This window comes from Bacillus sp. JKS001846 (genome assembly GCF_900176455.1).
Classification (GTDB): Bacteria; Bacillota; Bacilli; order Bacillales; family Bacillaceae_G; genus Bacillus_A; species Bacillus_A cereus.
Window position 1 is genome coordinate 2,121,262 of record NZ_FWYG01000001.1, and the last position, 26,478, is coordinate 2,147,739.

Consider the following 26,478-nt stretch of genomic DNA (forward strand, 5'->3'; position numbering starts at 1 on the left):
GGCAATACAACTTTAGAAAAGAGGGATTCTGATGCCGTTTTTAGGAAGTGTATATCAAATATTTGGGTTATATCCGGAACTTTATTATGGGATGATTTCAGCAGAGTTGCAAGAGGAAGCTCAGAAGGAGCATCTTGAAAATAGTAGTGCAGAAGCTGAAGTGGAAGAATAAAAAAAAGTGCAGATGAAAATCTGCACTTTTTTGTTAGTATTAAAATGGTGACATAACCTCAAATAAATTATTATCTAAAAATAATAATTTATTTGAGGTTATTATGATTTTTATTGCATTGTATGTAATGAAAATTGTATGAAAATCAATGTAATAAAATGCATATGAATATTAAGGTGGAAAACAACAATGTTTTTGAGAAAATAATTATGTATAAAAATAACATTTGATACATAATCAGCCGATTATTTTTGAGTGATTTATTATTGACAATATAATTAATTGTATGATAAATTCAATCAGCATTCTTAATGGTTTTTTGGTATAGTTAATATTTTGAAAATTCAATACGGTATAAAGAGATTGATTTTTCTGTTTTTATTGAGACGGGTTACTAAGTCTATAGGGGAAGTGAACTATGTATATTTTTATTTTTAAAATAGAACAGTAATAAAGAATGTAACGAGTAAGAGATAAACTTGAAAAAGAGGTTTCAAAGAATGAGTCTTTTCATAAAGAAAGCAATGGATGAAGAAAAGAAAAAAGTATTGAATCAAACTTTAGGAGCGATTGATTTAACTCTTTTAGGTATTGGAGCAATTATTGGTACAGGTATTTTCGTATTAACTGGTATTGTAGCAGCGAAACATGCTGGTCCGGCGATTGTATTATCTTTTGTATTAGCGGCAATTATATGTGCATGTGTAGCTTTCTGTTATGCTGAATTTGCATCTACAGTTCCAGTTTCGGGAAGTGTATATTCATATACATATATGACACTAGGTGAGATTTTTGCATTTATAGTTGGCTGGTGTGTTATGCTGGAGTATTTATTAGCGACTTCTGCGGTTGCAGCAGGCTGGTCAGCATATTTTCAGTCATTACTACTAGGTTTTAATATTCACATTCCTACGGTTTTTGCTTCGGCACCAGGAATGGGGAAGGGTGGAATCATTGATTTACCAGCAGTTCTTATTATTTTAGTTGTTACATTTTTATTAAGCCGTGGTGCAAAAGAAAGTGCACGAATTAATAATATAATGGTTATTATTAAACTGGCTGTTATTGTAGGATTTATTGTTGTAGGGACACAATATGTAAGACCAGAGAATTGGCAACCATTTCTACCGTTTGGTTTTCACGGTGTGGTAGGGGGCGCTGCTACTGTATTTTTTGCTTTTTTAGGATTTGATGCAGTTGCAACAGCCGCAGAGGAAGTGAAGCGTCCACAACGTAACGTGCCAATTGGGCTACTTGTTTCCTTGTTCATTTGTACCGTTCTATATGTAGGTGTTTCATTCGTGCTAACTGGAATGGTTCCGTTTACGGAATTAAATGTTGCTGATCCGGTTGCATATGCGTTGCGCACTGTAGGAGAAGATAGAATTGCTGGGTTGTTATCGGTGGGAGCGATAGCAGGTCTAACAACAGTTCTGTTAGTAGCTATGTTTGCATTTGTTCGTGTATCTTACTCGATGAGTCGAGATGGACTGTTACCAAAAAGACTTTCAAGTGTCCATAAACGTTTACAAACTCCATTTTTTAATACGTGGGTTACAGGTATACTAGCAGCTTTATTAGCGGGATTAGTGGATTTGAATTTATTAGCTAATTTAGTGAATATGGGAACGATAACAGCATTTGTGTTTGTATCTATAGCTGTCATTGTATTAAGAAAGACACATCCTAATATGAAGAGGCCATTCCGTGCCCCTCTAGTACCTTTTTTACCTATCGTTTCAATAGTAAGTTGTATATATTTGGCATTGAACCTTTCTAAGCTTACTTTAATTAGTTTTGTGGCATGGATTATAATAGGGGTTTTCATATATTTTGTATATGCTAAAAAACATAGTAATGTTAGAAATAGAAATAAAGTATAGTCCATTGAAATAATACTTGTAATGGAAATGAAAACACGCTACTTATTCATATAAGAACAAGTAGCGTGTTTTTTCTATTTAATAATCCCATTTTCTAAAATTTTAATAGTTGGTGCCACTTTCACATTAGCTTTTGAAAAGGCACACGGCCAATCATCTTCGACTTGTTTCCATTCTTTATATTGAAACGCTCTCGCATAATCACCAAATCCGAATGGATCAAGTTGCTGTTTTTGAATGTTGTGGATTAAATCGTTCAAATCTTTGTTTAGTTGTTTTGTAATAAGAGAAGTTAATTTCTTTCTATCTTTGTCTATATCCATATTGAATGTAAGTTCAGAGACAGCAATTTTCAAATCCATTTTAACATGAAATTTGAAGTGGTTATCGCTATAATCTGTATGGATATCACGATCCATGCTAAGAACATTTATTGTTACGAAATCGCCGCCATCGGTATCTTTTAAATCACTATTACTTTCAACTGAAGTAGAAGGGATTTTCAATGTAAGCGAAACCGGTGTATTCGCTTTCTTTTGTAACAAAAGAAGAAGGGCGCTTTCATAACGATTTAATGACATTTTATAAATTCCGCGAGAAGTTAATAGCGCGGAACCAGTAACGATAACATCCTTTTTACCTTTTTTTATTTCTGAAATAGCAGGTGTTATACCTTTATTAAACGTTTGCCTGTGAAATTCATGGAATGTCGTAAAAACGGTCCGATTGTACAGTTTGTTCGTATTAATTAAATCTGTTAAATACTCGGGAAGGGCAGGCTTATCTTTAAAGTTATTATATATAACTGAAGAAATTGGACCGTCTACTGCAACCATGCGCATGTTTCCAGTGTTTTTAGGATCACGATACCAAACATCAAGGTAAGGCATAGCCCCTTCTTGTTTTAAAAAATTTGTGCTAAATAAAATGAGCTGTAACTTTTCTGTAGATACTAAACCGCCACTTGAACTATTAAACGTTGCTTTTGCTTCTCGAGGTGTACGTACTTTCGCTTCATGTGTTTCGTACTTTTTTTCTACGTCTTCATTAAAAATAGGATTTACGTGGTACACAATTAATTTTCCTTTTGCTTTTGCATCAAAGCCGTAAATTAATGAAATCGATTGTTTTTCTAAGTCGAGTCGATCTCCACAGCCTGTTAAAAAGGTTATGAGAAAGTAAAGTATAGTGAAATGAATAAAGCGCCTCATTTAAACTCTTCTCCTTTTCCAATGCTGATAAAGTGTCATGTATAAGAGAAATACGACCGGGAATAGAAAAACGATAAAATAACTTGCAGTTCCCCAAAATTCTCGCAACGCACTTATTTGGTAAGAGGAAGGGATATAAAAGAATAAGATGAAGATACACCCGAATAATAAACCATAAATAGGTAATGAACTCCTTTTTTTGTTAAGTAATTGATTGATTCCATCTGAAGCAGTAAAAATATAAGGAATGCAAGAATCAAAAATAATAAAGAGATAAAATGACAAAAAGATAATTTCAAATCGCTCAAGAAATGAGAAGTGAAATGGTGTAACAAGAGAAAGAGTCGGCCATAAAAACTTAGTTATACCATCTGGGCTAAAATAAAGGAAAGAAACGAACGTCACTTGCAGGTAAACGAATAAAGTAATCAAATTCGCAAGAACAATCCCTTTTTTTGCAGATGATTTATTACTGAGGTAAGGATAAAGGACGAATGCAAACTCAAATCCGAGAAAGGCAATAATAGTTGATTTTACTGTGTTGAAAACTGGTATCCATCCCTCTTTAAGGAGAGGAAGAAGATAAATCCAATGCCCATCTTTAAGTGGGATAAATAATAGTAATGGCATCCAGAGTGTAAATAAGACAGTAAAAACAGCATAGCGGCTAATAATAAGAACACCTTTACATGCGAGCATTACCATTGGAATAGATAATAGCATCATGATTAAAAACATTGGAGATCTAGGCAAAATCCAAATGTGAATAACGTATAAGAGGGAAAAAATTAAAGAAACCGCTGCAAGAACAGCATATAAAATCCAAAAAATCATTCCTACTCTTCCTAACCATTTTCCAATATAACGAGTTAGCACATCAAGTAAATGGTAACCAGGATGCTTCTCCATGATTTTTACAATACATAGACTGACTAAAGTAGTGATAGCGCATCCTATAATAATAGACATCCAGCCATCTGTATTCGCCCCTTGGGCCACTTCACGTGGCAGTGTAAGTACACCGAATCCTACTTGAACACCACTAATCGTTAAAATGTATTGAAATAAACTAATCTCCCTCTTTACACGCTTTGTCACTTATCTTCCTCCTTTTCTTCTATATCCGGTTGTCGATTTTCTTGTTTTAAGTTAAGGGATAGTGGTCGTTTCTTCATTAGTTTCCATGGCAAACGCACAAGAACGTCTTTTAAATCCGTAGCAAATGATGGAGAAAAAGGACTACCGTAAGGAACACCAAGTGATTCCATAGAAAGAATATGGATGATGATAACTGACATTCCAACCATAATTCCAATGACTCCGAATAAAGAAGCGATTATCATCATTGGAAAGCGAAGAATCCGAACTCCTGCTGACATTTCCAGATTGGGAATGATAAAAGAAGCGACTGCGGTAATAGATACGACGATAACCATAACATTACTTACGATTCCTGCTTGAACTGCAGCTTGTCCAATAACAATCCCTCCTACGACGCCAATTGTTTGTCCGACGGGACCGGGAAGTCGAACTGCAGCTTCGCGTAGCATTTCAAGTACTAATTCCATCAAAAGTGCTTCTAATATAGGCGGAAAAGGAATTTTAGCTCGAGATTCTCCAATTGTTAACAATAATTTAAGTGGAATTACTTCATAATGAAAGGAAATCATAGCAATATAAAGAGCAGGAGCAAATATTGCAATAAATAGTCCAGTGAAACGAAGGAGTCGTATAAAAGATGGAATCATAGGTCTGAAGCTGTAATCATCTATCGTCTGAAAAAAGGATGAAAAGGTCATAGGTCCTATTAATACGCCTGGTGAGCGATCTACAATAACGGCAATTCGCCCATCTAGAATATGATGTGCTGTTGTGTCAGGACGTTCAGTTATTGATAATTGCGGAAAGAGAGTAAAGGAATTATCTTCAACAAATCCCTCTAATTCACCAGTAGTAAGAATCGCATCAACTTTTACTGACTCGATACGGGATGCCATTTCTTTTACGACATTTTCGTTCGCAACATCTGCTAGATAAAGCAAAAAAACCTTTGAAGTAGCTCGTTCACCAACAGTGAATTCCTTCACTTTCAATTCGCGATTTGGAATATATCGACGAATAAGTGCAAGGCTGTCGCTCGCTACTTCATTAAATCCTTCGTGTGAGCTTTTTATGGAGCTCTCTGTTGTAGGTTCTTCAATGCTCCTTTTTGGTGCCGCTTGCGTATCAAGCTCTAAAGCGGATAGTTGCCCGTTTATAAATAAAATACTTTTGCCGTGTAAAAGAGATTGTTCAATGTCTGTCCACTGTTGAACTTTTTTAATATTTCCGATAGAAACAGAGGCTTCCCAAAAATCGTCTTCATTCCACTCTTTAAATAAGAGAGGACGAAGAATGTTTACGTTAATAACAGTTTTGTCTACAAGTCCTTCCATATATATAAGTGCAGCTTCCTGTCCGTTTTTTAATGGAAAAGTGCGTGTTATTAATTCTGGAATACCGCTAAACAGTTTGGACAAGTGCTTTAAATTAAGGGAAAGGGAAGAAGAGATAGATTTATTTAATGTGTGATTAGCTTGCTCTTTGGTAGAAAAAGATTTTTCACCACGAATCCATTTATTAAAAGACCCCATTTGTTCGCTTACTCCTTGTTATGTTTTATATGGGTTATTATGGATAGTTACAAGCTGACATATGCGTAGTTTAAATTTTATATTGTATATTTTTAACTTTAACGCTATAATTATAGTGTTAAAGATGGAATCGTGATATGACCTGTTATGAATCTATCGTTTTATTTATGAATAAATGGATTGGTATTTTAGCAAGATGTGCTAATAAACTACTCCACCATGATGATAGCGTGCCAAAAATGTGGTGCGTATATTTTCGTGGTGGAGTTTTTTTATTCTCAAAAAGGGGGAAAGACCATGAATGACAACATGGTTCATATTACAATTGACGGAAAAAAGTATACAGCGGAGCCTGGTTCGACGATATTGGGTGTTATTAATGAGAACGGGATTGAACATCCGCAAATTTGTTACGTGCCAGAAGTAGATCCTATTCAAACATGTGACACTTGTATTGTAGAAGTTGACGGAAAGTTAATGCGTTCTTGTTCGACGATAGCAACGGAAGGTATGAACATTGAACGTGCTTCTGTTCGCGCAAAAGAAGCACAAACAGAGGCGATGGATCGGTTACTAGAAAATCATTTATTATACTGTACAGTATGTGACAACAACAATGGGAACTGTAAACTGCATAATACAGCAGAATTAATGGAAATCGAACATCAAAAATATCCGTATGAACCGAAAGTAGATGTAAGTGAAGTTGATATGACGCATCCGTTTTATCGCTATGATCCTAATCAATGTATTGCATGCGGTCAATGCGTTGAGGTGTGTCAAAACTTACAAGTAAATGAAACGTTATCGATAGACTGGGAAGCGGAACGCCCACGAGTTATTTGGGATGAAGGAGTAAATATTAATGATTCTTCATGCGTTAGCTGTGGTCAATGTGTAACGATTTGTCCTTGTAACGCTTTAATGGAGAAAACGATGCTCGGTGAAGCTGGATTTATGACGGGATTAAAACCAGATATTCTTGAACCGATGGTAGATTTAATTAAAGAAGTTGAGCCTGGGTATAGCGGTATTTTTGCGGTATCAGAAGTGGAAGCGGCCATGCGTGATACTCGTACGAAGAAAACGAAAACAGTATGTACATTTTGTGGTGTAGGTTGTTCGTTTGAAGTGTGGACGAAGGGGCGTAAAATCCTTAAAGTACAGCCATCTTCAGATGCACCAGTTAACGCAATTTCCACTTGTGTAAAAGGGAAATTTGGTTGGGATTTCGTAAATTCTAAAGAACGAATAACAAAACCTTTAATTCGTAAAAATGGAACGTTTGTTGAATCTACATGGGAAGAAGCACTGAATGTAGTTGCAAATAAATTAGGCGCTATTAAAGAAGAGTACGGTAAAGGTTCTATTGGATTTATTTCTTCCTCTAAAATTACAAATGAAGACAATTATGTAATTCAAAAATTAGCTCGACAAGTATTTGGAACGAATAATATTGATAACTGCTCACGTTATTGCCAATCACCAGCAACGGATGGTTTGTTCCGTACAATTGGTATGGGCGGTGATGCCGGAACGATTAAAGATATTGCGCAATCTGGTCTTGTTATTATTGTGGGATGTAATCCGACAGAAGGTCATCCTGTTCTAGCTACACGTATTAAACGTGCACATAAATTACACGGACAAAAGTTAATTGTAGCTGATCTTCGTAAAACCGAAATGGCAGAGCGATCAGATGTCTTTATTAGTCCAAAACAAGGAACAGATCAAGTATGGTTAATGGCTGTTACGAAATATATGATCGATCAAGGTTGGCATGATCAGGAATTTATTAATGAGAATGTAAACTTCTTTGAAGATTTCAAAGAGAGCCTAAAAGAATATACACTTGAATATGCAGAAGAAGTAACAGGTATTTCAAAAGAAACACTTATTCAAATGGCTGAAATGATTCGTGATGCAGATGGTACATGTATCCTTTGGGGTATGGGGGTAACGCAAAATACAGGTGGTTCTGATACTTCCGCTGCAATTTCAAACTTACTTCTTGCAACAGGGAACTATCGTCGTCCAGGAGCAGGTGCATACCCACTTCGAGGTCACAATAACGTACAAGGTGCTTGTGATATGGGTACTTTACCAGGATGGCTTCCAGGATATCAGCACGTTACTAACGAAATGGAACGTGTGAAATTTGAAACTGCTTACGGAGTGAAAATTGATAGTGAACCAGGTCTTAATAATATTGAAATGCTTCACGCAATTGACGAAGGAAAAATGAAAGCAATGTATCTTGTCGGAGAAGATATGGCTCTTGTAGATTCTAATGCAAATCATGTACATGAAGTGTTGTCGAGCCTTGATTTCTTCGTTGTGCAAGATGTTTTCCTTTCTAAAACTGCTCAATATGCAGATGTTGTATTACCAGCAGCGCCATCTCTTGAGAAAGAAGGTACTTTCACAAATACAGAGCGCCGTGTCCAAAGATTATATCAAGTTCTTCCTACGCTAGGAGACGCGAAACCAGACTGGTGGATCGTCCAAGAGGTTGCGAATAAACTAGGGGCAAACTGGAATTATAGCCACCCAAGTGAAATCTTTGCTGAAATGGCAAGTTTATCACCATTATTCTCGCAAGCGAACTATGAAGTGCTTGAAGGATGGAACAGTTTCCATTGGGGAAGTTTTGATGGAACAAATACACCACTTCTGTTCCAAGATGGATTTAACTTCCCAGATAAAAAAGCTCGTTTTGCGATTGCTGACTGGGTACGTCCAGCTGAATTTCCAGCTGAGTTCGACCTTCACATTAACAACGGTCGTATGCTTGAGCATTTCCATGAAGGGAATATGACAAATAAATCAACAGGTATTCAAACGAAAGTACCTGGTGTTTTCGTTGAAATCTCTCCAGACCTTGCAAAAGAACGTGGCGTAAAAACAGGTTCGTTAGTTCGTCTTGTCTCTCCTTTTGGAGCATTAAAATTACGTGCACTCGTTACAGATCGTGTAAAAGCGAATGAGTTATATTTACCGATGAACTCTACAGATAACGAAACGGCAATTAATTTCTTAACAGGTCCTGCTGTGGATGTACGTACGAATACACCTGCGTATAAACAAACGAAAGTGCGTATGGAAGTGTTAGAAGTTGATGGCGAAAATCCGATGCCAAAAGCGAACCCACGCAATAAAAAACGTCACCCTCAAGCTGGCATTGAGGTACATCGTAAGTGGGCACGTCCAGGGTATGTGCATTTAACGGATAAGTAGGAGGAGAAAACTATGGCTGCACCTATAAAAATGATTCAAAAACAAGAATTAACTGAGGAAGAAATAAAACAGCAAAAATTAGATGATTTAAAGGAGCTTTTAACTAATAATGAAGAAGCTCTAAATCAGATGTTTAATATAGTAGGGGAATTAAATGACATTGGAATGCTAGAAGCTGCAAATTCTATGCTGAAAGCGAAAGAACCAATTGCAAAGATCGTTCTAGGTCAAGTAACTCGTGAGCCTGTTACAAATTTAATTAATAATATGATGGGTGCTGCAGGGGCGTTAACTGAACTTGACCCAGAACTTACGAAAAAGCTTATAGGTAGTTTATTAGTCGGGCTAGAAGAAGGTAATGAACATCTAGAAAGTAATAAAAAAGTAGGGGTATTCGATCTTATGAAAGTATTGAAAGACCCAGATATTAACCGTGCTATCGGGTTTGGGCTTCATTTCTTAAAAGGTATGGGGAAAGGGTTAAAAGACGAATAAACTTCATGAAGTGAACCTTTCCGCCTAAATATTTGTACGAAATAGTTTGGGCGGAAGGCTCATTTTGGTAAAATATATAATAAAGTAAAATGAGGCTTTTGGGAGGTATGATTGTATGTCAAAAAAAGTACATGAATTTAATGATATGATACGAAAACTTCGAAAAGAACTTTTCGGAAAAGGACCAGAACGAATTCATACTGTTTTTGCAGAAAATATGGCTATAGCGACTCTTTATGGAAACTTAACACCTACTGAAAAATTTATTTCAAGTACGATGGACGGTGCGGAAATGGTTCATATGGCTAGAACGAAAATGATTCAAGAGGTGTATGCTGTGAATTCACGTGAACATTTGGAGGAACTTGTTGGAGCGAAATTAGTGAATTTGTTTTCAGATATGAAAGTAGAAGAAGATATTGCAGTTTCTGTATTTGTTTTTGATAAAAATATAACGTGAGAGAAGGATACTGATCGTGAAACCGATACAGGTAGAAAGAGAAATCTTTCGTTATGAACAAGGAGCATTTAAACATATAGAGGACAGCATTGTAACAGAGTTTCCTGTCACCATTAAAATGAACGGACAGGAGTTTGTTACAATGGTTAGTACTCCAGAATATATAGAAGATATGGTAATAGGCTTCTTAGCGTCTGAAGGAATCATTCGGAAGTATGAAGATATTGATAGTGTATGGGTGCAGGAGAAAGAAGGATTTGTGCATGTAACAACGACAAAAGTAAATCCGTATTATGAACAAATGCAAAATAAACGCTATATTACGTCTTGTTGTGGTATGAGTAGGCAAGGGTTTGTTTTTGCAAATGATGCACTAAGTGCAAAAAAAATGAAGGGTGTCCATGTACAGGTTGCTGCAGAGGATTGTTTTCGGTTAATGAAAGAAATGCAGCAATCTGCGGATACGTTTCATCATACTGGTGGGGTTCATAATGCAGCTTTATGTGATGTGAATGGTATTATTTTAAGTCGAATGGATATTGGTAGGCATAATGCATTAGACAAAATTTACGGTTATTGTTTAAGAAACGATATTTCTATAAAAGATAAAATCATTGTTTTTAGTGGTCGTATTTCTTCGGAAATATTATTGAAAGTTGCAAAAATCGGTTGTGAAATTATACTATCAAAATCAGCTCCAACTGAGTTAGCTTTGCAACTAGCGGAAGATTTAGGTATTACGACAATAGGATTTATTCGTAATCACTCCTTAAATGTATATACCCATCCAGAACGTGTTTTAAATATAAAATAAAAGTGAGGCAATGAAGATGAAATCAGTTACATTAGACAAGTTGCAACGTCCGTTAAAGGATTTACGTATTTCAGTTACTGATCGCTGTAATTTTCGCTGTCGATATTGTATGCCAGAAGAAATATTTGGTCCTGATTACTCGTTTTTGTCTAATGATAAAATTTTATCTTTTGATGAAATTGAAAGGATAACACGTATTTTCGTTTCTTTAGGTGTGAGAAAATTACGGATTACGGGCGGAGAACCGTTACTTCGAAGAGGGCTTCCAAAGCTTATTGAGCGCCTTAATAAAATTGATGGTGTAGAAGATATCGGTTTAACAACCAATGGATCGTTACTTAAAAAGTTTGCTCCTGATTTATATAAGGCGGGACTATCACGTGTAACAGTTAGCTTAGATTCCTTAGAAGAAGAGCGGTTTTTCTATTTAAATGGTAATAGGAGCAAAGTGCAAAGGGTTCTGGAAGGAATACAGGCTGCAGCTGAAGTTGGAATGAAAATTAAAATAAACATGGTCGTTCAAAAGGGAAAAAACGAACAGGACATTTTGCAGATGGCGCAATATTTTAAGGAAAATAAGCATATTCTTCGTTTTATTGAGTATATGGATGTTGGAAATTATAATGGTTGGGATTTAAAAGAGGTCGTCTCTAAACAAGAAATAGTAGATACGATTCATCAAGTTATGCCGTTAGAACGGATAGAAGCAAATTATTCTGGTGAAGTGGCTACTAGGTATCGTTATATAGGAAGCGATGAGGAAATAGGTATTATTTCATCAGTAACAGATTCTTTTTGCTCATCATGTACGAGAGCTCGTATTTCTGCAGAAGGAAAATTATATACTTGCTTATTTGCTTCTAAAGGAAATGATTTAAGAGAATTGCTTCGTTCTGAACATACAGATGAGGACATTACAGATGTAGTACGCGATATATGGAATAATAGGGAAGATCGTTATTCAGATGAACGCTTAAATCATACAAATAAGAAAACAATACCTAAAATTGAAATGTCACATATCGGTGGTTAATATATAAAGCTAGCTTCATAGTGAAAAATGGAAAATTTACAAGAGTTGTGGATTTTCTATTTTATAGTAAAAGTGATGATTGATACCTCTGTAAAAGATGTGCAGAGAAATTAAGCAGCATTCAAAAACCTTTATTTTGAGGAGGTTTTTTGAAGCTGCTTTTTTATTTGGAGAAAATGGAGGAATGGGTAATGGCATTTCATAAGCCGGAACAAATTGCTGAGCTTGTCATTGAGGCCGGTGTTCAAAAAGTAAGACAGACATTGCCAGCGATGCTTATTCTCGGTTTTTTAGGAGGAGCGTTTATTGCGATAGGTTTTTTACTTAACATTCGAGTTTTAGGGAATTTACCTGAGCGCTGGGGAAGTCTAGTGAATGTTTTAGGAGGAGCAGTATTTCCTGTTGGACTCATGCTCGTAGTATTAGCAGGAGGAGAATTAATTACGGGAAATATGATGTCACTGTCTATGGCGCTTTATGCAAAGAAAATTACATTGATAAGCGTACTGAATAACTGGGTTTGGATTACTCTCATGAATTTTATTGGGGCAATTTTCGTTGCGTATTGCTTTGGGCATCTTGGCGGATTAACAGAGGGAGAGTATTTAAATAAAACGGTAGCGATAGCGGAAGGGAAGTTACATGAATCATTTGGGAGAACTTTAATTTTAGCAATTGGTTGTAATTGGCTCGTTTGTCTTGCTCTTTGGCTCGCTTACGGGACGAGTGATTTTGTCGGAAAAATCATCGGAATTTGGATTCCAATTATGGCATTTGTAGTGATTGGATTTCAGCAAGTAGTAGCAAATATGTTTGTCATTTCCGCTGTTATTTTTGCTGGTCATCTAACGTGGATGGATCTGGCTAAAAATTTTGTTCCTGTTTTTATCGGAAATGTAATTGGAGGAGCTGGGTTTGTTGGTTTTGCTTACTTTGCTTGTTATCAGAAACAACATTCTAATATGAAATAGAGTTCTTGAGAGGAAGGGTATATAATGGCTGATCGGTATTCACGACAACAGTTGTTCAAACCAATTGGGAGTAAAGGACAAGAAAAAATTCGAAATAAACATGTGTTAATTGTAGGGGCAGGCGCATTAGGAAGTGCAAGTGCCGAAAGTTTCGTACGTGCAGGTGTTGGCAAGTTGACGATTATTGATCGTGACTACGTTGAATGGAGTAATTTACAAAGGCAACAATTGTACTCTGAACAAAATGCGAGAGAGAAAATGCCGAAAGCAATTGCTGCAAAAAATCGGTTAGAACAAATTAATTCGGAAGTACAAATACATGCTTTCGTAATGGATGCAACTTCAGAAAATATGGAAGGTCTATTAAAAAATGTAGATGTAATCATTGATGCAACAGATAATTTTGATATTCGATTTGTAATAAATGATTTATCACAAAAACATAATATTCCGTGGGTATATGGTTCTTGCGTTGGATCGTATGGTATGAGTTATACAATTATTCCACAAGAGACACCGTGTTTACATTGTATGCTTAAAAATATTCCTGTTACAGGTGTGACATGTGATACCGCTGGAATTATTAGCCCTACTGTTCAAATCGTCGCAGCATATCAAGTGGCAGAAGCACTCAAAATTTTAGTGGAAGATTTCTCAGCAATTAGAAAAACATTTTTCATGTTTGATATATGGAGTAATCAAAATCATTTTATAAAATTAGGGAAAATAAAAACAGACGCTTGTCTCTCATGCGGTTCAAATCGAACTTATCCTTATTTATCATACGAAAACCAAACGAAAGCAGCTGTTTTATGCGGAAGAAATACAGTTCAAATTAGAACAGTAGACAATAAGAAATACAATTTTGATGATATAGAAAAAGTATTAAAAAAATTGGGGAAAGTAGATCGGAATCCGTATTTACTATCTTGCCGATTCGATGATTACCGCATCGTTGTTTTTCAGGATGATCGTGTTTTTATTCATGGTACAAATGATATTTCGAAAGCGAAACAACTATATTATCGCGTATTCGGTTAATAGAGAGGGTGTCAACAATGGAAAGAAGAGTGCCAATTACGGTTGAAGAAGCTGTTCGTAAAGTGATGGGATTTGCTGATAAAGGCTTAAAGGAGCTATTACCAATTGAATTAGCTTATGGACGTATATTAGCAGAGGATTTAGTAGCTGACCATGATGTACCGTCATTTAATCGTTCGCCAAATGACGGATTTGCTATTCGAGCAGAAGATACTAATTTAGCAAGTTATGAAACGCCAATTGTATTTGAAGTAGTGGGTGAAATTGGTGCAGGATCGCTATTCCATGAGAAAGTAGCTCCGTTTCAAGCAGTTCGAATTATGACGGGAGCACAAATTCCGAATGGGTGTGATGCGGTTGTTATGTTAGAGCTGACTCGTCAATATGAGAAGAATGGCAACAATTATATGGAAGTGAAGCGATCATTCAAAAAGGGCGACAATATTTCTTTTCAAGGTGAAGATGCTCGTAAAGGAACAGTTCTTGCAAAGAAGGGATCGTACATTAATCCAGGTATTTCAGCTCTTCTTGCTACATTCGGTTATAGTGAAGTACCAGTTGCGAGAAAGCCTGTAATTGGACTGTTAGCGACTGGGAGTGAATTACTGGATGTCAATGATTCATTACAGCCAGGGAAAATCCGAAACAGTAATACGTACATGATATTGTCTCAAATTCGAAGAGCGGGCGGAAGAGTAAAATATTTTGGGAAGTTTAGTGATGATTTTAATACGTGTTTTACAGCTGTGAAAGAAGCGCTTGGCCAAGTAGATATGTTAATTACAACGGGCGGTGTATCAGTAGGAGATTATGATTATTTACCAGCTATTTACGAAAAGTTAGGTGCATCTGTTCTTTTTAATAAAGTTGCAATGCGACCAGGAAGTGTTACGACTGTAGCACAATTAAATGGCAAGTTATTATTTGGTTTATCAGGAAATCCATCAGCTTGTTACGTAGGGTTTGAATTATTCGTAAGACCGTGTATTCGGACGTATATGTTTAGTGAAAAAGTACATTTAAAAAGAGAAAAAGCGTTATTAGGAGAAGATTTTCTAAAACCGAATCCATTTACAAGATTTGTACGAGCAAAATTGCAATATGATGAGGGGAAATTAATCGCTTATCCATCAGGGTTTGATAAATCTAGCTCAGTTTCTTCATTGGCAGAATCCAACGCGTTTATCGTATTGCCGGGCGGGACAAGAGGATATAAAAAAGATATGTTTGTCGATGTTCTTTTATTAGAAGATAACGAAGGTAGTGAATGGCCTTGGACATTTCATAAAGTGAGAGGTGGTTTTAATGGAACAAGTGCTATTTGAGATTGTAGATAATCCGATTTTAGTTGAAGAAGTAACGAATAAAGTCGCAAGAAGAGAAGCAGGTGCGATTACAACATTTATTGGTACGGTGAGAGAATTAACAAAAGGAAAACGAACGCTACATTTAGAGTATGAAGCATATAAACCGATGGCAGTAAAACAACTTATGAGAATTGGAGAAGAAATTTGTGAAAGATGGCCGGATACAAAAGTAGCAATTACGCACCGTGTAGGGCGGCTAGAAATAATGGATATTGCGGTAGTCATTGCAGTTTCATCACCGCATCGTAAAGTAGCTTATGAAGCGAATGAGTACGCGATTGAACGTATAAAACGAATTGTTCCAATTTGGAAAAAAGAATTTTGGGAAGATGGAACGATGTGGATTGGAGATCAACTTGAAAATACACCATATCCAGAAGGAAAACCAAAGAAGGAAGAATGAGAAAATGATTATAATTTTATTGTTTGCAAATTTGCGTGAGGAAGTTGGATCGGATCGATTAGTGATTTCAGAAAAGCAAGAAATGACAGTGCAACAATTAAAAGAATGGCTTAAAGCCAGCTATTGTTTACAATCGTTGGATAAAGTGATGGTCGCTGTTAACGAAGAGTTTGTAATGAATGAAGAGATGATAAAAGCTGGAGATATAGTCGCATTAATCCCGCCTGTTAGCGGTGGATGATAAGCTTTTTCACCAGATGAAGCGCCAAGAAAATGTTGTATATAAATTAGAATAAGAGAAGGGATGAGTTCTATGCTTACTCAAGAACAAATAATGAATGCATTAAAACATGTAGAGGATCCAGAGTTACACAAAAGTGTTGTAGAATTAAATATGGTTAGAAATATACAAATGAACGGAACAGAGGTTAAACTTGAAGTAGTACTAACAATCCAAGGTTGTCCGTTAAAAGCAAAAATTCAACAAGATATTGAAGAATCACTTCACGCAATTGGTGCCTCTAAAGTGGAGGTAACATTTGGTTCTATGACACAAGAAGAACGTACAGCTTTAACAGAGAAATTAAAGAAAAATACTAGAACAGAAACTGGCATGCCGAGCATGCTTCGCCCGGATTCAGGAGTACGTTTTATTACTGTAACGAGCGGAAAAGGCGGAGTTGGAAAATCAACGGTGACAATTAATCTTGCAACTGCACTAGCGCGTATGGGCAAAAAGGTGGGGATATTAGATGCAGATATATATGGTTTTAGTATTCCAGCTATGATGGAAACGAATAAGAAACCAACGATGATTGATCAAACGGCAATTCCAGTCATTAGTCACGGTGTTAAAATCATGTCGATGGGATTTTTTACAGAAGGAAATAACCCAGTTATGTGGCGCGGACCGATGCTAAATAAATGGATTCAAAATTTTCTTGCGAATACGCACTGGGGAGAATTAGATTATTTATTACTTGATTTACCACCAGGTACAGGAGATGTTGCGATCGATGTTGCAGCGATGATTCCGCAAGCGAAAGAAATAATTGTTACAACTCCGCACAATGTAGCTTCATTCGTTGCTTCAAGAGTCGGTGTAATGGCAAAACATACGAAGCATGAGATTTTAGGTATTGTGGAAAATATGGCTTATTATGAAGAACAAGATGGATCGAAAAATTATCTCTTCGGAAAAGGCGGCGGCGAAATGCTTGCAGAACAATTGCAAACAGAAGTAATTGCTCAAATACCTTTTGCGAAACGTGAAGAAAATAATGGTTCATCTGTATATGATGAAGATTCTCTTGTTGGAGAAGTGTTTACATCGTTAGCTGAGGATATTATTTATAGAGGATAGAGGGGGAAGTTTAGTATGGCATGTAACATTGATCATTCTATTGAAGATGTGATGAATAAGCTTGAAAGTCAAAAGAGTTTTTTATCAGAAGAGATTTTTAAAGGGTTAAAAAATTTTTTACAAGGTAATCACTCACAAGAAATATTAAATGATGTATTTCATCTTTTAAAAAAGTATGACTTAGTAAGTGAAGAAGAAAGAGAGACGAGAAATAATCAATTATTGTTGATTATAAAATAAGTATACTTTGGCTTTTGTTTTGTAACAGGAGGGGTAAATGGAATGGATATGAAAAAGATGATTGAAATGATAGAAGCAACAAAAGTGACTAAAGAAGAATTATCAATTTCTACTTTACATGAAGAGCTTGTGAAGTTATATAGTCAAAAAAATGTTGCTCATTATACCGAGTTATTAAAGTATATTTTATCATTATCCGTGCAGCTCAACCTACATCTTGTATTGAAATATTTTGGCGTGCGACCGGTTGTTGCGACAGATGAGCGTATGCAATTTCAAGAGATATTTAAATGCTTAGCTAAGAAAGATGAGAATGGGGAATGGTTTCTAAATTTTGTTTCTTTATATGTAGGGCTAATTGTAGTTCTTCGTTTTGATGAGAAAGTGATTGAGAGCAATTTTTTTGATGATATGGTAGTGGATGAATGTAATGAAATATAGGATTCTGCTCATAACATTTTTCTATATTAAATGCTTTAACTGCGATTTTAGTTGGTTATGTAAATATGAAGGTAACTAATTAAGAAAAAGGAATGAAACTAGTTGGATAAAAAGAGTTCTTCAGTTGTTTCCGTCGTTTTTTCGTGTTACCATTAAGCGAATTTTTCATAAGGAGAGAAAGCGATGAAATGGATTTATTTTCTTATTATTAACATTATAGCTTTTAGCCTTATGGGGCTTGATAAACGAAAAGCGAAGAAGAAACAGTGGAGAACGCCAGAAAGTACGTTGTTTTTATCAGCGGCAGCTGGGGGAGCAGTTGGAGCTTGGATTGGCATGTATATGTTTCATCATAAAACTCATAAAAAGAAATTTGTTTTCGGCATACCGTTACTTGTTGTAATAACGGTATGTTTATTATTCGTTGTATGAGAAATGTCGAAAGAAATGCAGATTGATTATTGGTAAAGTGAGCATGTGAGACCGTATAATGGAGAAAAAATGAGAAGAGGAGAAAAAGGAAGATGGGGAGTCAATCAGCAGAGCAAAAAAAAGGGATACTATATGCGGCTGGTGCTTACACGATGTGGGGAATCCTACCGATTTATTGGAAATGGGTTGAGGAAGTTCCAGCAGATGAAATATTAGCACACCGCATCGTTTGGGCGTTTGTTTTTATGTTACTCGTATTAGGTGTTACGAAGAGGTTTCGCCAGTTTATTGGGGAATTTGTGAATCTTTTTAAACGACCTAAATTATTAATGTCATTAACAATAGCTTCAGTCTTGATTAGTGGAAACTGGTTTGTTTACATATGGGCCGTTAATCATAATCATGTTATTGAAGCGAGTCTTGGCTATTATATTAATCCGCTTATTAGTATTTTACTTGGTACAGTCGTTTTAAAGGAAAAGTTAAACTTCTGGCAATATGTTGCAGTTGGTTTAGCTGGAGTGGGGGTTATCATTTTAACAGTACGTTTCGGGGCTATCCCGTGGGTTTCTCTTTCACTTGCCTTTTCATTTGGATTATACGGATTAACGAAAAAATTGTTAAACTATGATGCGACAATTGGACTTACGATGGAAACGATGTTAGTAACGCCGTTTGCGATTATTTATCTAGTAATGACAGGAGTACATGGTTTCGGCTCATTTGGCTCTATCTCAATGTTATCGACATTACTATTAATAGGAGCGGGTATTGTTACAGCTCTACCACTTTTTTATTTTGCAAAAGGAGCCCAACTTATTCCGCTTTATATGGTAGGTTTTTTACAATATATTGCACCAACAATTAGCTTAATTTTAGGTGTATTCGTATTTGGTGAACATTTCACATCTACTCATATGATTGCATTTTTCTGTATATGGGTTGCATTATTTGTATTCTCGGTAGCGAAGACTAAGTTTTTAGTGCAGAAACAACCGAAATTTATAAAAAATAAATCAGCAAAAGTATCATAATGCGTAGTATTTTCTACGCATTTTTCTTTATACTGATACTATATAGGATTTCCATTATAGCTAGTAAGGAGCTGAGAACATGGAAACAATTTTACATAATGATCCGCTTATGGCAGCTGTAATTTCATGGTTTTTAGCACAATTAACGAAAGTAGTCTTTAAATTAGTTAAAACAGGTGAATTTGATTTTGCAAAGTTTTTTGCTTCAGGTGGGATGCCAAGTTCTCATGCTTCAACAGTTACAGCGCTTGCTACAGGAGTTGGAGTAGTGGAAGGTGTGGAAAGCTCGATGTTTGCGGTTGCTACTATTTTTGCCATTATTGTTATGTATGATGCTTCAGGAGTAAGGCTTGCAGTAAGTAAACAAGCAAAAATATTGAATGACTTTTTTCACGGTAGAGAAACAGAATATAAGAAGTTAAATGAACTTGTTGGGCATACACCGTATGAAGTAGTAGTCGGTGCTTTATTAGGAATTATTGTCGGAGTAGGGTATTGTTTATGAGCAGAACATTTTATATGTTCTGCTTTTCTTTGTTTTTATACATATTCAGCTACCTTTTTGAATATCGTTATACGGATTTCGAAAGGGTGGGTGAGTAACTTGTTATTATATGAAAAAGTGCATGAAGAAATAGCGAGAAGAACAACTGCACTTCAAACAATGCAACGGCAAGATGGTACGTGGCGGTTTTGTTTTGAAGGAGCTCCATTAACAGATTGCCATATGATTTTTTTATTAAAATTATTAGGTAGAGATAAAGAGATAGAACCGTTTGTGAAAAGATTAGCATCACTTCAAACAAATGAAGGAACATGGAAATTGTATGAAGATGAAGTGGGAGGTAATTTATCAGCTACCATTCAATCTTATGCCGCCTTACTTGCATCGGAAAAATACACAAAAGAAGATGCGAATATGAAGCGAGCGGAAATGTTTATAAATGAGCGCGGTGGGGTAGCACGTGCTCATTTTATGACGAAGTTTTTATTAGCGATTCATGGAGAATATGAATATCCTTTTCTCTTTCATTTGCCAACACCAATTATGTTTCTGCAGAATGATTCCCCTCTCAGTATATTTGAACTGAGTAGCTCAGCACGTATTCATTTAATTCCGATGATGTTGTGTTTAAATAAAAGATTTCGAGTAGGGAAAAAGTTATTGCCAAATTTAAATCACATTGCAGGCGGGGGCGGAGAATGGTTTCGGGAGGATCGGTCTCCAGTTTTTCAAACGTTAGTAAGTGACGTGAAGAAAATTATAACGTATCCACTTTCTTTGCATCATAAAGGATATGAGGAAGTAGAACGTTTTATGAAAGGGCGTATTGATGAAAATGGAACATTATATAGCTACGCAACTGCCTCGTTTTATATGATTTATGCTTTACTTGCATTAGGACATTCTATTCAATCACCAATTATTGAGAAGGCTATAATGGGAATTACATCTTATATATGGAAGATGGAGAGAGGGAGCCATTTGCAAAACTCTCCGTCAACTATATGGGATACAGCTTTACTCAGTTATGCTTTGCAAGAAGCTCAAGTTCCGAAAGTAAGTAAAGTGATTCAAAATGCATCAGCGTATTTACTAAGAAAACAGCAAACGAAGAAAGTAGATTGGAGTGTACATGCACCGGATCTCTTCCCAGGTGGTTGGGGCTTTTCGGATGTGAATACGACGATTCCAGATATTGATGATACAACTGCTGTGTTAAGAGCGTTGGCGCGAAGTAGAGGGAACGAAAATGTAGATAATGCTTGGAAGCGAGCGGTTAATTGGGTTAAAGGATTGCAAAATAATGATGGTGGTTGGGGAGCTTTTGAAAAAGGGGTAACGAGCCGTATATTAGCAAATTTACCAATCGAGAATGCAAGTGATATGATTACAGATCCTTCTACACCAGATATTACAGGAAGAGTGCTAGAATTTTTTGGGACGTATACGCAAAATGAATTGCCCGAGAAACAAAAACAAAGTGCGATAAATTGGTTAATGAATGTACAGGAAGAAAATGGATCGTGGTATGGGAAATGGGGAATTTGTTATATATATGGTACGTGGGCAGTGTTGACTGGTTTACGGTCACTAGGAATACCATCTAGTGATCCATCATTGAAACGAGCAGCTTTATGGCTTGAACATATACAGCATGAAGATGGTGGCTGGGGAGAATCTTGCCAAAGTAGTGTAGAAAAAAGATTTGTTACTTTGCCATTTAGTACACCATCCCAAACAGCATGGGCGTTAGATGCCCTCATTTCTTACTATGATAAAGAAACGCCAGTTATTCGAAAAGGTATTTCATATTTGCTCTCCAACCCTTATATAAATGAAAAATATCCTACTGGAACAGGTTTACCAGGTGGGTTTTATATTCGTTATCATAGTTATGCTCATATATATCCGTTGCTTACTTTGGCTCATTATGCAAAAAAATATAGAAAATAAACCGAGAGATGTCTCTCGGTTTATTTTGTTGGGTAGTAGGTCCCTTTTGAAAAGAATAAGGTTGTCATGTACCTTATTTTTCGGTTGGTTGGCGCTTTTGACGTGCATCAGCGGCATTTGCACGTGCGTTTGCTTCTAAGTCATTGTGGTCAGCGAGTTCGCGAGAGAACTCAACATCAATGCCATCCGTTGCTTTGCTTTGTTTGAAATTCTTTTTATTCATTCGACACAATCTCCTTGCACTTTATCCCGCATAACGGGTAGTAAAACTCCAACCTTAAAACTCAGATGGAACAAAGAAGCTAGGTGGGAGATTAACTGCCCGTAACTGCCCGATTGGTGAGGGCTGATAATCAGTGGGGGATGAACAAACTTCCCACTGATTAAAGTTTCACTTTATGCGACGTTGCAAAGTTAGTTTGACACAAATAGACTTTTTTATACAAAGAGGAGTTGGAAAGTAAAAAGCCGAAATATACAGTATAAGTAATAGAAATGGGGGATAGGAATGGAGTTTTTAAATGGGAAAACAGCTGTTGTAACAGGAGCTGCACAGGGAATTGGAAAAGAGATTGCAAGGGTTTATGCAAAGCTAGGGGCGAAAGTATTAATTAGCGATGTAAATGAAGAGACGCTACAAAAAACGACACGTGAGTTATCAGATGAAGGATATGAAGTGTGCTCATATCGATGTGATGTGAGTAATCAAAATGAAGCAAAGTCGTTAATTGAATATGCGGTTCAAAAATTTGGTACATTACATATTTTGGTGAATAATGCTGGAATTACAAGAGACGCAATGTTACATAAAATGGAGAAATCTGCTTGGGAACAAGTATTACAAGTGAATTTAACTGGTGTTTTTTATTGTATGCAACCAGCACTTCTTTATATGAGACAACAAGGATATGGAAGAATTATTAATATTTCTTCTATAAGTAGAGAGGGGAATATTGGACAGGCAAATTATGCTGCAACGAAAGCTGGAGTTGTAGGATTAACAAAAACAGCAGCGAAAGAAGTTGGAAGTTTCGGTATTACTTGTAATGCGATTTGTCCGGGGTTTATGGATACAGATATGACCAAAACGATACCAGATAAAGTGAAAGAAAAGATGGTTGGCGCTATTCCAGTTGGTAGAATTGGAACGCCAGAAGATATTGCGAACGCAGCAGCCTTTTTAGCATCAGAATACGCATCTTATATTACAGGTGAAGTACTAAATGTGAGCGGAGGACTGCAAGTTTAAAGGAATACATAATGAAAAGAACCTGACCGGATAGGTCAGGTTCTTTTCATTAATTTAAGTTAAGCCAAACGCTCTTTACTTCTGTATAGTTATTTAATGCATAAGATCCCATTTCACGGCCAAGACCAGATTGTTTAAATCCTCCAAATGGAGATGCTGCATCAAACACGTTATAACAGTTTACCCACACTGTACCTGCACGTACTTTACTTGCAACATAGTGTGCTGTTTTAACATTTTCTGTCCACACACCAGCCGCTAAGCCGAATTGTGATTTATTTGCACGTTCAATTACTTCATCAATATCGTTAAATGGTATTGCAGAAATAACTGGACCGAAAATTTCTTCTTTTGCGATCGTCATTTCATCATTTACGTCAGCGAATACTGTAGGAGAAACGAAGTAGCCTTGATCGAATGGATTACTTCCTCCGCAAAGTACTTCAGCGCCTTCTTCAATCCCTTTTTCAATGTAGCCCATTACACGTTTTTGTTGTTCTTCAGAAACGAGAGGACCAATTGTTGTTTCAGGGTTAAGACCGACACCTTGATTTAGTTTTTTAGAATAGAGGACGAGATCAGCCATGACATTATCATACATTTTCTTCGGAACAAATAAGCGTGATCCAGCAGAGCATACTTGTCCTTGGTTAAACATAACACCAGAAAGTGCACCAGGAATCGCGCGAGATAAATCAGCATCCGGCAAGATGATATTTGGTGATTTACCGCCTAACTCAAGTGTAACGCGTTTTAATGATTCGGATGCTTGTCGCATAATTTGTTTACCGACAGGAGTAGAACCGGTAAATGCAATTTTATCAACGAGTGGATGATTAACGAGAGCTTGTCCAGCTGATTCACCGAATCCAGGTACGATATTAATAACACCTTTCGGGAATCCAGCTTCTTCAATTAATTCAGCTAAGTATAGAGCAGATAGTGGAGTTTGTTCTGCAGGTTTTAAAACGATTGTACATCCTGTAGCAAGCGCTGCTCCCATTTTCCACATTGCCATAAGAAGCGGGAAGTTCCAAGGAATAATTTGACCAACGACACCAACAGCTTCATGGCGTGTATAGTTAAAGTAATCACCGGAAACAGGAATTGTTTGACCAACGATTTTCGTAGCCCAGCCAGCGTAATAGCGCATATGCTCAATTGCAAGTGGGATGTCTGCTGCCATTGTTTCACGGATTGGCTTTCCGTTATCTAATGTTTCGAGCTGTGCGAGCTCTTCTTTATGTTCTTCCATTAAATCAGCTAACTTGTACATGAGACGGCTTCGCTCAGCAGTGCTCATACGAGACCAAGGACCTTCGTCAAAAGCCATACGAGCTGCGACTACAGCTTTATGAATATCTTCGCGACCAGCTTCAGAAACGACGGCAAGTGTTTCACCAGTTGCTGGGTTAGGTGTTTTAAATGTTTTACCGGAAGCGCTTTCAATGAAAGATCCATTCACATATAACTTTTTTGTACCTTGAAGAAACTTCTCTACCTTTTCATGAAGATTTACAGCTAGTTGACTCATTGTATAACCCCCTTGAAAATATAATGTAAACGCAGTACGAGACGGCGCTTATTCCGAAATCAAGGATGTGGAAACTAGATGGAAAGCCTCTAATTAAAATCATAATTAAGAAATACTGAAAATTCAAATTTCATTTGTGTTACAATTGTAAAAAATATGTAATGTAAGAGAATCTTCTATATGATTATAAAAAAATCCTGCTTGTTTTTGCTTTCTAGTAGGAAAAACTAGAAGAACAATGGTACAATAATACATCGTGAGAGGAGGGGGAAAAATGAAAGATTATCATGATGATCCACGCTTTCGAATAGCCCATAGAGAAGCGTTAATTGGTCTTGGACTTGCTATTATTAATTTTATAATTTGGTACGGATTTGCTTATGGGCTTGGTAGTAAAAATCCGAATGAATATACATATGTATTAGGTTTTCCCGCATGGTTTTTTTATAGCTGTATCGTTGGATTTATCGTTATGGTTATTTTACTTAGTTTAGTTGTTCGTTTTGTATTTCAAGATATTTCACTCGATGAGGAAGAAAAAAGTGAGGAATAATAGATGAATTGGTATGTAATCATTCCAATGATAATTTCGTTTATCGTTGTATTTTTAATTGGTGTATATGCTTCAAGACGCGTGCAAGCAACTGCTCATAATAAATTTTTGCAAGAATATTTTCTTGGTGGGCGTGAGCTAGGCGGTTTATTATTAGCGATGACAATGATTGCTACGTACGGTAGTGCAAGTAGCTTTATTGGTGGCCCTGGTATTGCTTACAATATGGGTCTTGGATGGGTACTGTTATCTGCGATTCAAGTTGTAACAGGGTATATCGTTTTAACGGTTATCGGTAAAAAGTTTGCAATTATCGCTAGGAAGATGGAAGCAATTACTCTTATCGATTATTTAAAAGGGAGATACAATAATAAAGCAGTTGTTATACTTTCTGCGTTATGTATTATTATCTTTTTATTTTCAGCGACAGTAGCCCAGTGGGTCGGTGGTGGACGATTAATCGAGTCACTAACGGGGCTATCGTATACAACAGCACTATTTTTATTTACTTTTTCTGTACTTGTGTACGTATTAATTGGTGGATTTCGTGCAGTTGCTCTATCAGATACATTATTAGGAATCATTATGTTAGTTGGAACAACAATCATTTTAATTGCTACTGTCATTGCTGGTGGTGGAATTGAAAAGATTATGCAGGAACTTGTTCAAATTAATCCAAAGTTAATTACACCATTCGGAGCAGATGGCAGTTTAACGAAATCATATGTTACATCATTTTGGATTTTAATTGGAATTGGCGTTGTCGGTTTACCGCAAATTAGCGTGCGTGCCATGTCTTATAAAAATTCAAAAGCGATGCACCAAGCTTTAATAATTGGAACCGTTGTCGTTGGCACAATTATGATCGGTATGCATTTAACAGGTGTATTTGCAAGAGTAGTACTTCCAGGTATAACGGTACCAGATAAAGTAATGCCGCTACTTGCGATGGAAGTGTTGCCACCTTGGTTAGCTGGAGTTTTCTTAGCTGCACCGATGGCAGCGATTATGTCTACAGTAAACTCTTTATTATTACTTGTAAGCTCGTCAATTATTAAAGATATATACGTAAATTACATAAATAAAGATGCAGCAGACAGTACGATAAAAAAAGGAAGTTTGTGGATTACGGGTATTGTAGGACTACTCGTTTATGCAGCGGCAATTAAACCACCAGATTTTTTAATATGGCTAAATTTATTTTCTTTCGGTGGATTAGAAGCAGCATTCATTTGGCCAATCGTATTAGGGTTATATTGGAGGAAAGGAAATGCTACAGGAGCGCTTGCGTCTATTTTAGTTGGGGTAGGCTCATATATGTGTATTCATCTTTTCTATCCAAATCCGTTCGGTATACATACAGTTGTCTTCCCGATTTGTTTTGCGTTTATCGCTTACATCATTGGAAGTATGAGTGCTATAAAAAAAACAGTATAGGTTAGCTGAAGAAACGT

At 36.4% G+C, this 26,478-nt stretch carries 27 protein-coding genes; 22 read left to right on the plus strand and 5 right to left on the minus strand.

Annotation, left to right across the window (positions count from 1 at the left end; genetic code table 11):
• The first annotated feature begins 31 nt into the window (after window positions 1–31).
• Complete coding sequence (locus tag B9A45_RS11555) at window positions 32–172, plus strand: hypothetical protein (RefSeq protein ID WP_001116193.1); 141 nt, start codon at window positions 32–34, stop codon at window positions 170–172.
• A 500-nt stretch (window positions 173–672) separates the two neighbouring features.
• Window positions 673–2,055, plus strand: coding sequence for an APC family permease (locus tag B9A45_RS11560; RefSeq protein WP_000051665.1), 1,383 nt, complete (start codon window positions 673–675; stop codon window positions 2,053–2,055).
• Window positions 2,056–2,129: 74 nt separating this feature from the next.
• Here the strand turns inward: B9A45_RS11560 and gerSC are convergent, their stop codons facing one another.
• Genes gerSC through B9A45_RS11575 form a run of 3 tightly spaced genes read right to left on the minus strand, consistent with a single transcriptional unit; the run spans window position 2,130 to window position 5,899 of the window.
• Window positions 2,130–3,266, minus strand: a complete 1,137-nt coding sequence (gene gerSC / locus B9A45_RS11565) for a spore germination protein GerSC (RefSeq protein ID WP_069605282.1) — start codon at window positions 3,264–3,266, stop codon at window positions 2,130–2,132.
• The gene (locus B9A45_RS11570; RefSeq protein ID WP_084064046.1) at window positions 3,267–4,364 is read right to left on the minus strand and encodes an endospore germination permease; all 1,098 of its coding nucleotides are present in this window, start codon (window positions 4,362–4,364) and stop codon (window positions 3,267–3,269) included.
• Window positions 4,361–5,899 (minus strand): spore germination protein, encoded by a 1,539-nt coding sequence (locus B9A45_RS11575; protein WP_000534506.1) that lies wholly within the window; start codon window positions 5,897–5,899, stop codon window positions 4,361–4,363. Before B9A45_RS11575 ends, B9A45_RS11570 begins: the two co-directional genes overlap by 4 nt.
• Before the next feature lie 297 nt (window positions 5,900–6,196).
• On the opposite strand from B9A45_RS11575, the gene fdhF reads away from it, so the two are divergent.
• From fdhF to B9A45_RS11670, 17 genes are all read left to right on the plus strand, one after another.
• On the plus strand, window positions 6,197–9,136 hold the full coding sequence (gene fdhF / locus B9A45_RS11585) for a formate dehydrogenase subunit alpha (RefSeq protein ID WP_084064047.1): 2,940 nt from the start codon (window positions 6,197–6,199) through the stop codon (window positions 9,134–9,136).
• Between the two features lie 12 nt (window positions 9,137–9,148).
• The gene (locus tag B9A45_RS11590; protein WP_000729897.1) at window positions 9,149–9,631 is read left to right on the plus strand and encodes a helical membrane plugin domain-containing protein; all 483 of its coding nucleotides are present in this window, start codon (window positions 9,149–9,151) and stop codon (window positions 9,629–9,631) included.
• A 115-nt stretch (window positions 9,632–9,746) separates the two neighbouring features.
• Window positions 9,747–10,091: a Na-translocating system protein MpsC family protein gene (locus tag B9A45_RS11595; RefSeq protein WP_000039583.1), complete on the plus strand. Its 345-nt coding sequence runs from the start codon at window positions 9,747–9,749 to the stop codon at window positions 10,089–10,091.
• 16 nt (window positions 10,092–10,107) lie between these two features.
• Entirely contained in the window at window positions 10,108–10,905 is a 798-nt protein-coding gene (fdhD, locus tag B9A45_RS11600) for a formate dehydrogenase accessory sulfurtransferase FdhD (protein WP_000802689.1), read from the plus strand.
• A 16-nt stretch (window positions 10,906–10,921) separates the two neighbouring features.
• Window positions 10,922–11,938, plus strand: coding sequence for a GTP 3',8-cyclase MoaA (gene moaA, locus B9A45_RS11605; RefSeq protein ID WP_000844124.1), 1,017 nt, complete (start codon window positions 10,922–10,924; stop codon window positions 11,936–11,938).
• A 191-nt stretch (window positions 11,939–12,129) separates the two neighbouring features.
• The gene (locus B9A45_RS11615) at window positions 12,130–12,909 is read left to right on the plus strand and encodes a formate/nitrite transporter family protein (RefSeq protein ID WP_000863998.1); all 780 of its coding nucleotides are present in this window, start codon (window positions 12,130–12,132) and stop codon (window positions 12,907–12,909) included.
• A 24-nt stretch (window positions 12,910–12,933) separates the two neighbouring features.
• On the plus strand, window positions 12,934–13,950 hold the full coding sequence (locus B9A45_RS11620) for a molybdopterin-synthase adenylyltransferase MoeB (protein WP_084064048.1): 1,017 nt from the start codon (window positions 12,934–12,936) through the stop codon (window positions 13,948–13,950).
• 17 nt (window positions 13,951–13,967) lie between these two features.
• Window positions 13,968–15,275, plus strand: a complete 1,308-nt coding sequence (gene glp, locus B9A45_RS11625; protein WP_084064049.1) for a molybdopterin molybdotransferase MoeA — start codon at window positions 13,968–13,970, stop codon at window positions 15,273–15,275.
• Window positions 15,256–15,720, plus strand: coding sequence for a molybdopterin synthase catalytic subunit MoaE (gene moaE / locus B9A45_RS11630; RefSeq protein WP_000438664.1), 465 nt, complete (start codon window positions 15,256–15,258; stop codon window positions 15,718–15,720). The genes glp and moaE overlap by 20 nt, the downstream gene beginning before the upstream one ends.
• A gap of 4 nt (window positions 15,721–15,724) precedes the next feature.
• Entirely contained in the window at window positions 15,725–15,961 is a 237-nt protein-coding gene (gene moaD / locus B9A45_RS11635) for a molybdopterin converting factor subunit 1 (RefSeq protein WP_000583943.1), read from the plus strand.
• Between the two features lie 72 nt (window positions 15,962–16,033).
• Entirely contained in the window at window positions 16,034–17,083 is a 1,050-nt protein-coding gene (locus B9A45_RS11640) for a P-loop NTPase (protein ID WP_000957509.1), read from the plus strand.
• A gap of 15 nt (window positions 17,084–17,098) precedes the next feature.
• A complete protein-coding gene (locus B9A45_RS11645) occupies window positions 17,099–17,323 on the plus strand; it encodes a hypothetical protein (RefSeq protein ID WP_000752383.1) in 225 nt (74 codons plus the stop codon).
• Window positions 17,324–17,365: 42 nt separating this feature from the next.
• On the plus strand, window positions 17,366–17,764 hold the full coding sequence (locus B9A45_RS11650) for a hypothetical protein (RefSeq protein ID WP_084064050.1): 399 nt from the start codon (window positions 17,366–17,368) through the stop codon (window positions 17,762–17,764).
• Window positions 17,765–17,947: 183 nt separating this feature from the next.
• Window positions 17,948–18,196, plus strand: coding sequence for a DUF1294 domain-containing protein (locus B9A45_RS11655; protein ID WP_000871346.1), 249 nt, complete (start codon window positions 17,948–17,950; stop codon window positions 18,194–18,196).
• A 92-nt stretch (window positions 18,197–18,288) separates the two neighbouring features.
• A complete protein-coding gene (rarD, locus tag B9A45_RS11660) occupies window positions 18,289–19,230 on the plus strand; it encodes an EamA family transporter RarD (protein WP_084064051.1) in 942 nt (313 codons plus the stop codon).
• A gap of 79 nt (window positions 19,231–19,309) precedes the next feature.
• A complete protein-coding gene (locus B9A45_RS11665) occupies window positions 19,310–19,735 on the plus strand; it encodes a divergent PAP2 family protein (RefSeq protein ID WP_000447820.1) in 426 nt (141 codons plus the stop codon).
• 99 nt (window positions 19,736–19,834) lie between these two features.
• On the plus strand, window positions 19,835–21,688 hold the full coding sequence (locus B9A45_RS11670) for a terpene cyclase/mutase family protein (protein ID WP_084064052.1): 1,854 nt from the start codon (window positions 19,835–19,837) through the stop codon (window positions 21,686–21,688).
• Window positions 21,689–21,761: 73 nt separating this feature from the next.
• Here the strand turns inward: B9A45_RS11670 and B9A45_RS11675 are convergent, their stop codons facing one another.
• Window positions 21,762–21,911: a YfhD family protein gene (locus B9A45_RS11675; protein WP_001035813.1), complete on the minus strand. Its 150-nt coding sequence runs from the start codon at window positions 21,909–21,911 to the stop codon at window positions 21,762–21,764.
• Between the two features lie 285 nt (window positions 21,912–22,196).
• On the opposite strand from B9A45_RS11675, the gene fabG reads away from it, so the two are divergent.
• A complete protein-coding gene (gene fabG / locus B9A45_RS11680) occupies window positions 22,197–22,937 on the plus strand; it encodes a 3-oxoacyl-ACP reductase FabG (RefSeq protein ID WP_000395043.1) in 741 nt (246 codons plus the stop codon).
• 49 nt (window positions 22,938–22,986) lie between these two features.
• On the opposite strand, the gene dhaS is transcribed toward fabG, so the two are convergent.
• The gene (dhaS, locus tag B9A45_RS11685) at window positions 22,987–24,471 is read right to left on the minus strand and encodes an aldehyde dehydrogenase DhaS (protein ID WP_000080279.1); all 1,485 of its coding nucleotides are present in this window, start codon (window positions 24,469–24,471) and stop codon (window positions 22,987–22,989) included.
• A gap of 274 nt (window positions 24,472–24,745) precedes the next feature.
• On the opposite strand from dhaS, the gene B9A45_RS11690 reads away from it, so the two are divergent.
• On the plus strand, window positions 24,746–25,024 hold the full coding sequence (locus tag B9A45_RS11690; RefSeq protein ID WP_000656239.1) for a YhdT family protein: 279 nt from the start codon (window positions 24,746–24,748) through the stop codon (window positions 25,022–25,024).
• A gap of 3 nt (window positions 25,025–25,027) precedes the next feature.
• Window positions 25,028–26,461: a sodium/pantothenate symporter gene (gene panF, locus B9A45_RS11695; protein ID WP_053513938.1), complete on the plus strand. Its 1,434-nt coding sequence runs from the start codon at window positions 25,028–25,030 to the stop codon at window positions 26,459–26,461.
• The last annotated feature ends 17 nt before the right edge of the window (window positions 26,462–26,478 follow it).

Coding starts and splice junctions, on each gene's coding strand:
- B9A45_RS11555 (WP_001116193.1), top strand. CDS start 32: ATGCCGTTTTTAGGAAGTGTATATCAAATATTTGGGTTATATCCGGAA.
- B9A45_RS11560 (WP_000051665.1), top strand. CDS start 673: ATGAGTCTTTTCATAAAGAAAGCAATGGATGAAGAAAAGAAAAAAGTA.
- gerSC (WP_069605282.1), bottom strand. CDS start 3,266: ATGAGGCGCTTTATTCATTTCACTATACTTTACTTTCTCATAACCTTT.
- B9A45_RS11575 (WP_000534506.1), bottom strand. CDS start 5,899: ATGGGGTCTTTTAATAAATGGATTCGTGGTGAAAAATCTTTTTCTACC.
- fdhF (WP_084064047.1), top strand. CDS start 6,197: ATGAATGACAACATGGTTCATATTACAATTGACGGAAAAAAGTATACA.
- B9A45_RS11590 (WP_000729897.1), top strand. CDS start 9,149: ATGGCTGCACCTATAAAAATGATTCAAAAACAAGAATTAACTGAGGAA.
- B9A45_RS11595 (WP_000039583.1), top strand. CDS start 9,747: ATGTCAAAAAAAGTACATGAATTTAATGATATGATACGAAAACTTCGA.
- moaA (WP_000844124.1), top strand. CDS start 10,922: ATGAAATCAGTTACATTAGACAAGTTGCAACGTCCGTTAAAGGATTTA.
- B9A45_RS11615 (WP_000863998.1), top strand. CDS start 12,130: ATGGCATTTCATAAGCCGGAACAAATTGCTGAGCTTGTCATTGAGGCC.
- B9A45_RS11620 (WP_084064048.1), top strand. CDS start 12,934: ATGGCTGATCGGTATTCACGACAACAGTTGTTCAAACCAATTGGGAGT.
- glp (WP_084064049.1), top strand. CDS start 13,968: ATGGAAAGAAGAGTGCCAATTACGGTTGAAGAAGCTGTTCGTAAAGTG.
- moaE (WP_000438664.1), top strand. CDS start 15,256: ATGGAACAAGTGCTATTTGAGATTGTAGATAATCCGATTTTAGTTGAA.
- moaD (WP_000583943.1), top strand. CDS start 15,725: ATGATTATAATTTTATTGTTTGCAAATTTGCGTGAGGAAGTTGGATCG.
- B9A45_RS11640 (WP_000957509.1), top strand. CDS start 16,034: ATGCTTACTCAAGAACAAATAATGAATGCATTAAAACATGTAGAGGAT.
- B9A45_RS11645 (WP_000752383.1), top strand. CDS start 17,099: ATGGCATGTAACATTGATCATTCTATTGAAGATGTGATGAATAAGCTT.
- B9A45_RS11650 (WP_084064050.1), top strand. CDS start 17,366: ATGGATATGAAAAAGATGATTGAAATGATAGAAGCAACAAAAGTGACT.
- B9A45_RS11655 (WP_000871346.1), top strand. CDS start 17,948: ATGAAATGGATTTATTTTCTTATTATTAACATTATAGCTTTTAGCCTT.
- rarD (WP_084064051.1), top strand. CDS start 18,289: ATGGGGAGTCAATCAGCAGAGCAAAAAAAAGGGATACTATATGCGGCT.
- B9A45_RS11665 (WP_000447820.1), top strand. CDS start 19,310: ATGGAAACAATTTTACATAATGATCCGCTTATGGCAGCTGTAATTTCA.
- B9A45_RS11675 (WP_001035813.1), bottom strand. CDS start 21,911: ATGAATAAAAAGAATTTCAAACAAAGCAAAGCAACGGATGGCATTGAT.
- fabG (WP_000395043.1), top strand. CDS start 22,197: ATGGAGTTTTTAAATGGGAAAACAGCTGTTGTAACAGGAGCTGCACAG.
- dhaS (WP_000080279.1), bottom strand. CDS start 24,471: ATGAGTCAACTAGCTGTAAATCTTCATGAAAAGGTAGAGAAGTTTCTT.
- B9A45_RS11690 (WP_000656239.1), top strand. CDS start 24,746: ATGAAAGATTATCATGATGATCCACGCTTTCGAATAGCCCATAGAGAA.
- panF (WP_053513938.1), top strand. CDS start 25,028: ATGAATTGGTATGTAATCATTCCAATGATAATTTCGTTTATCGTTGTA.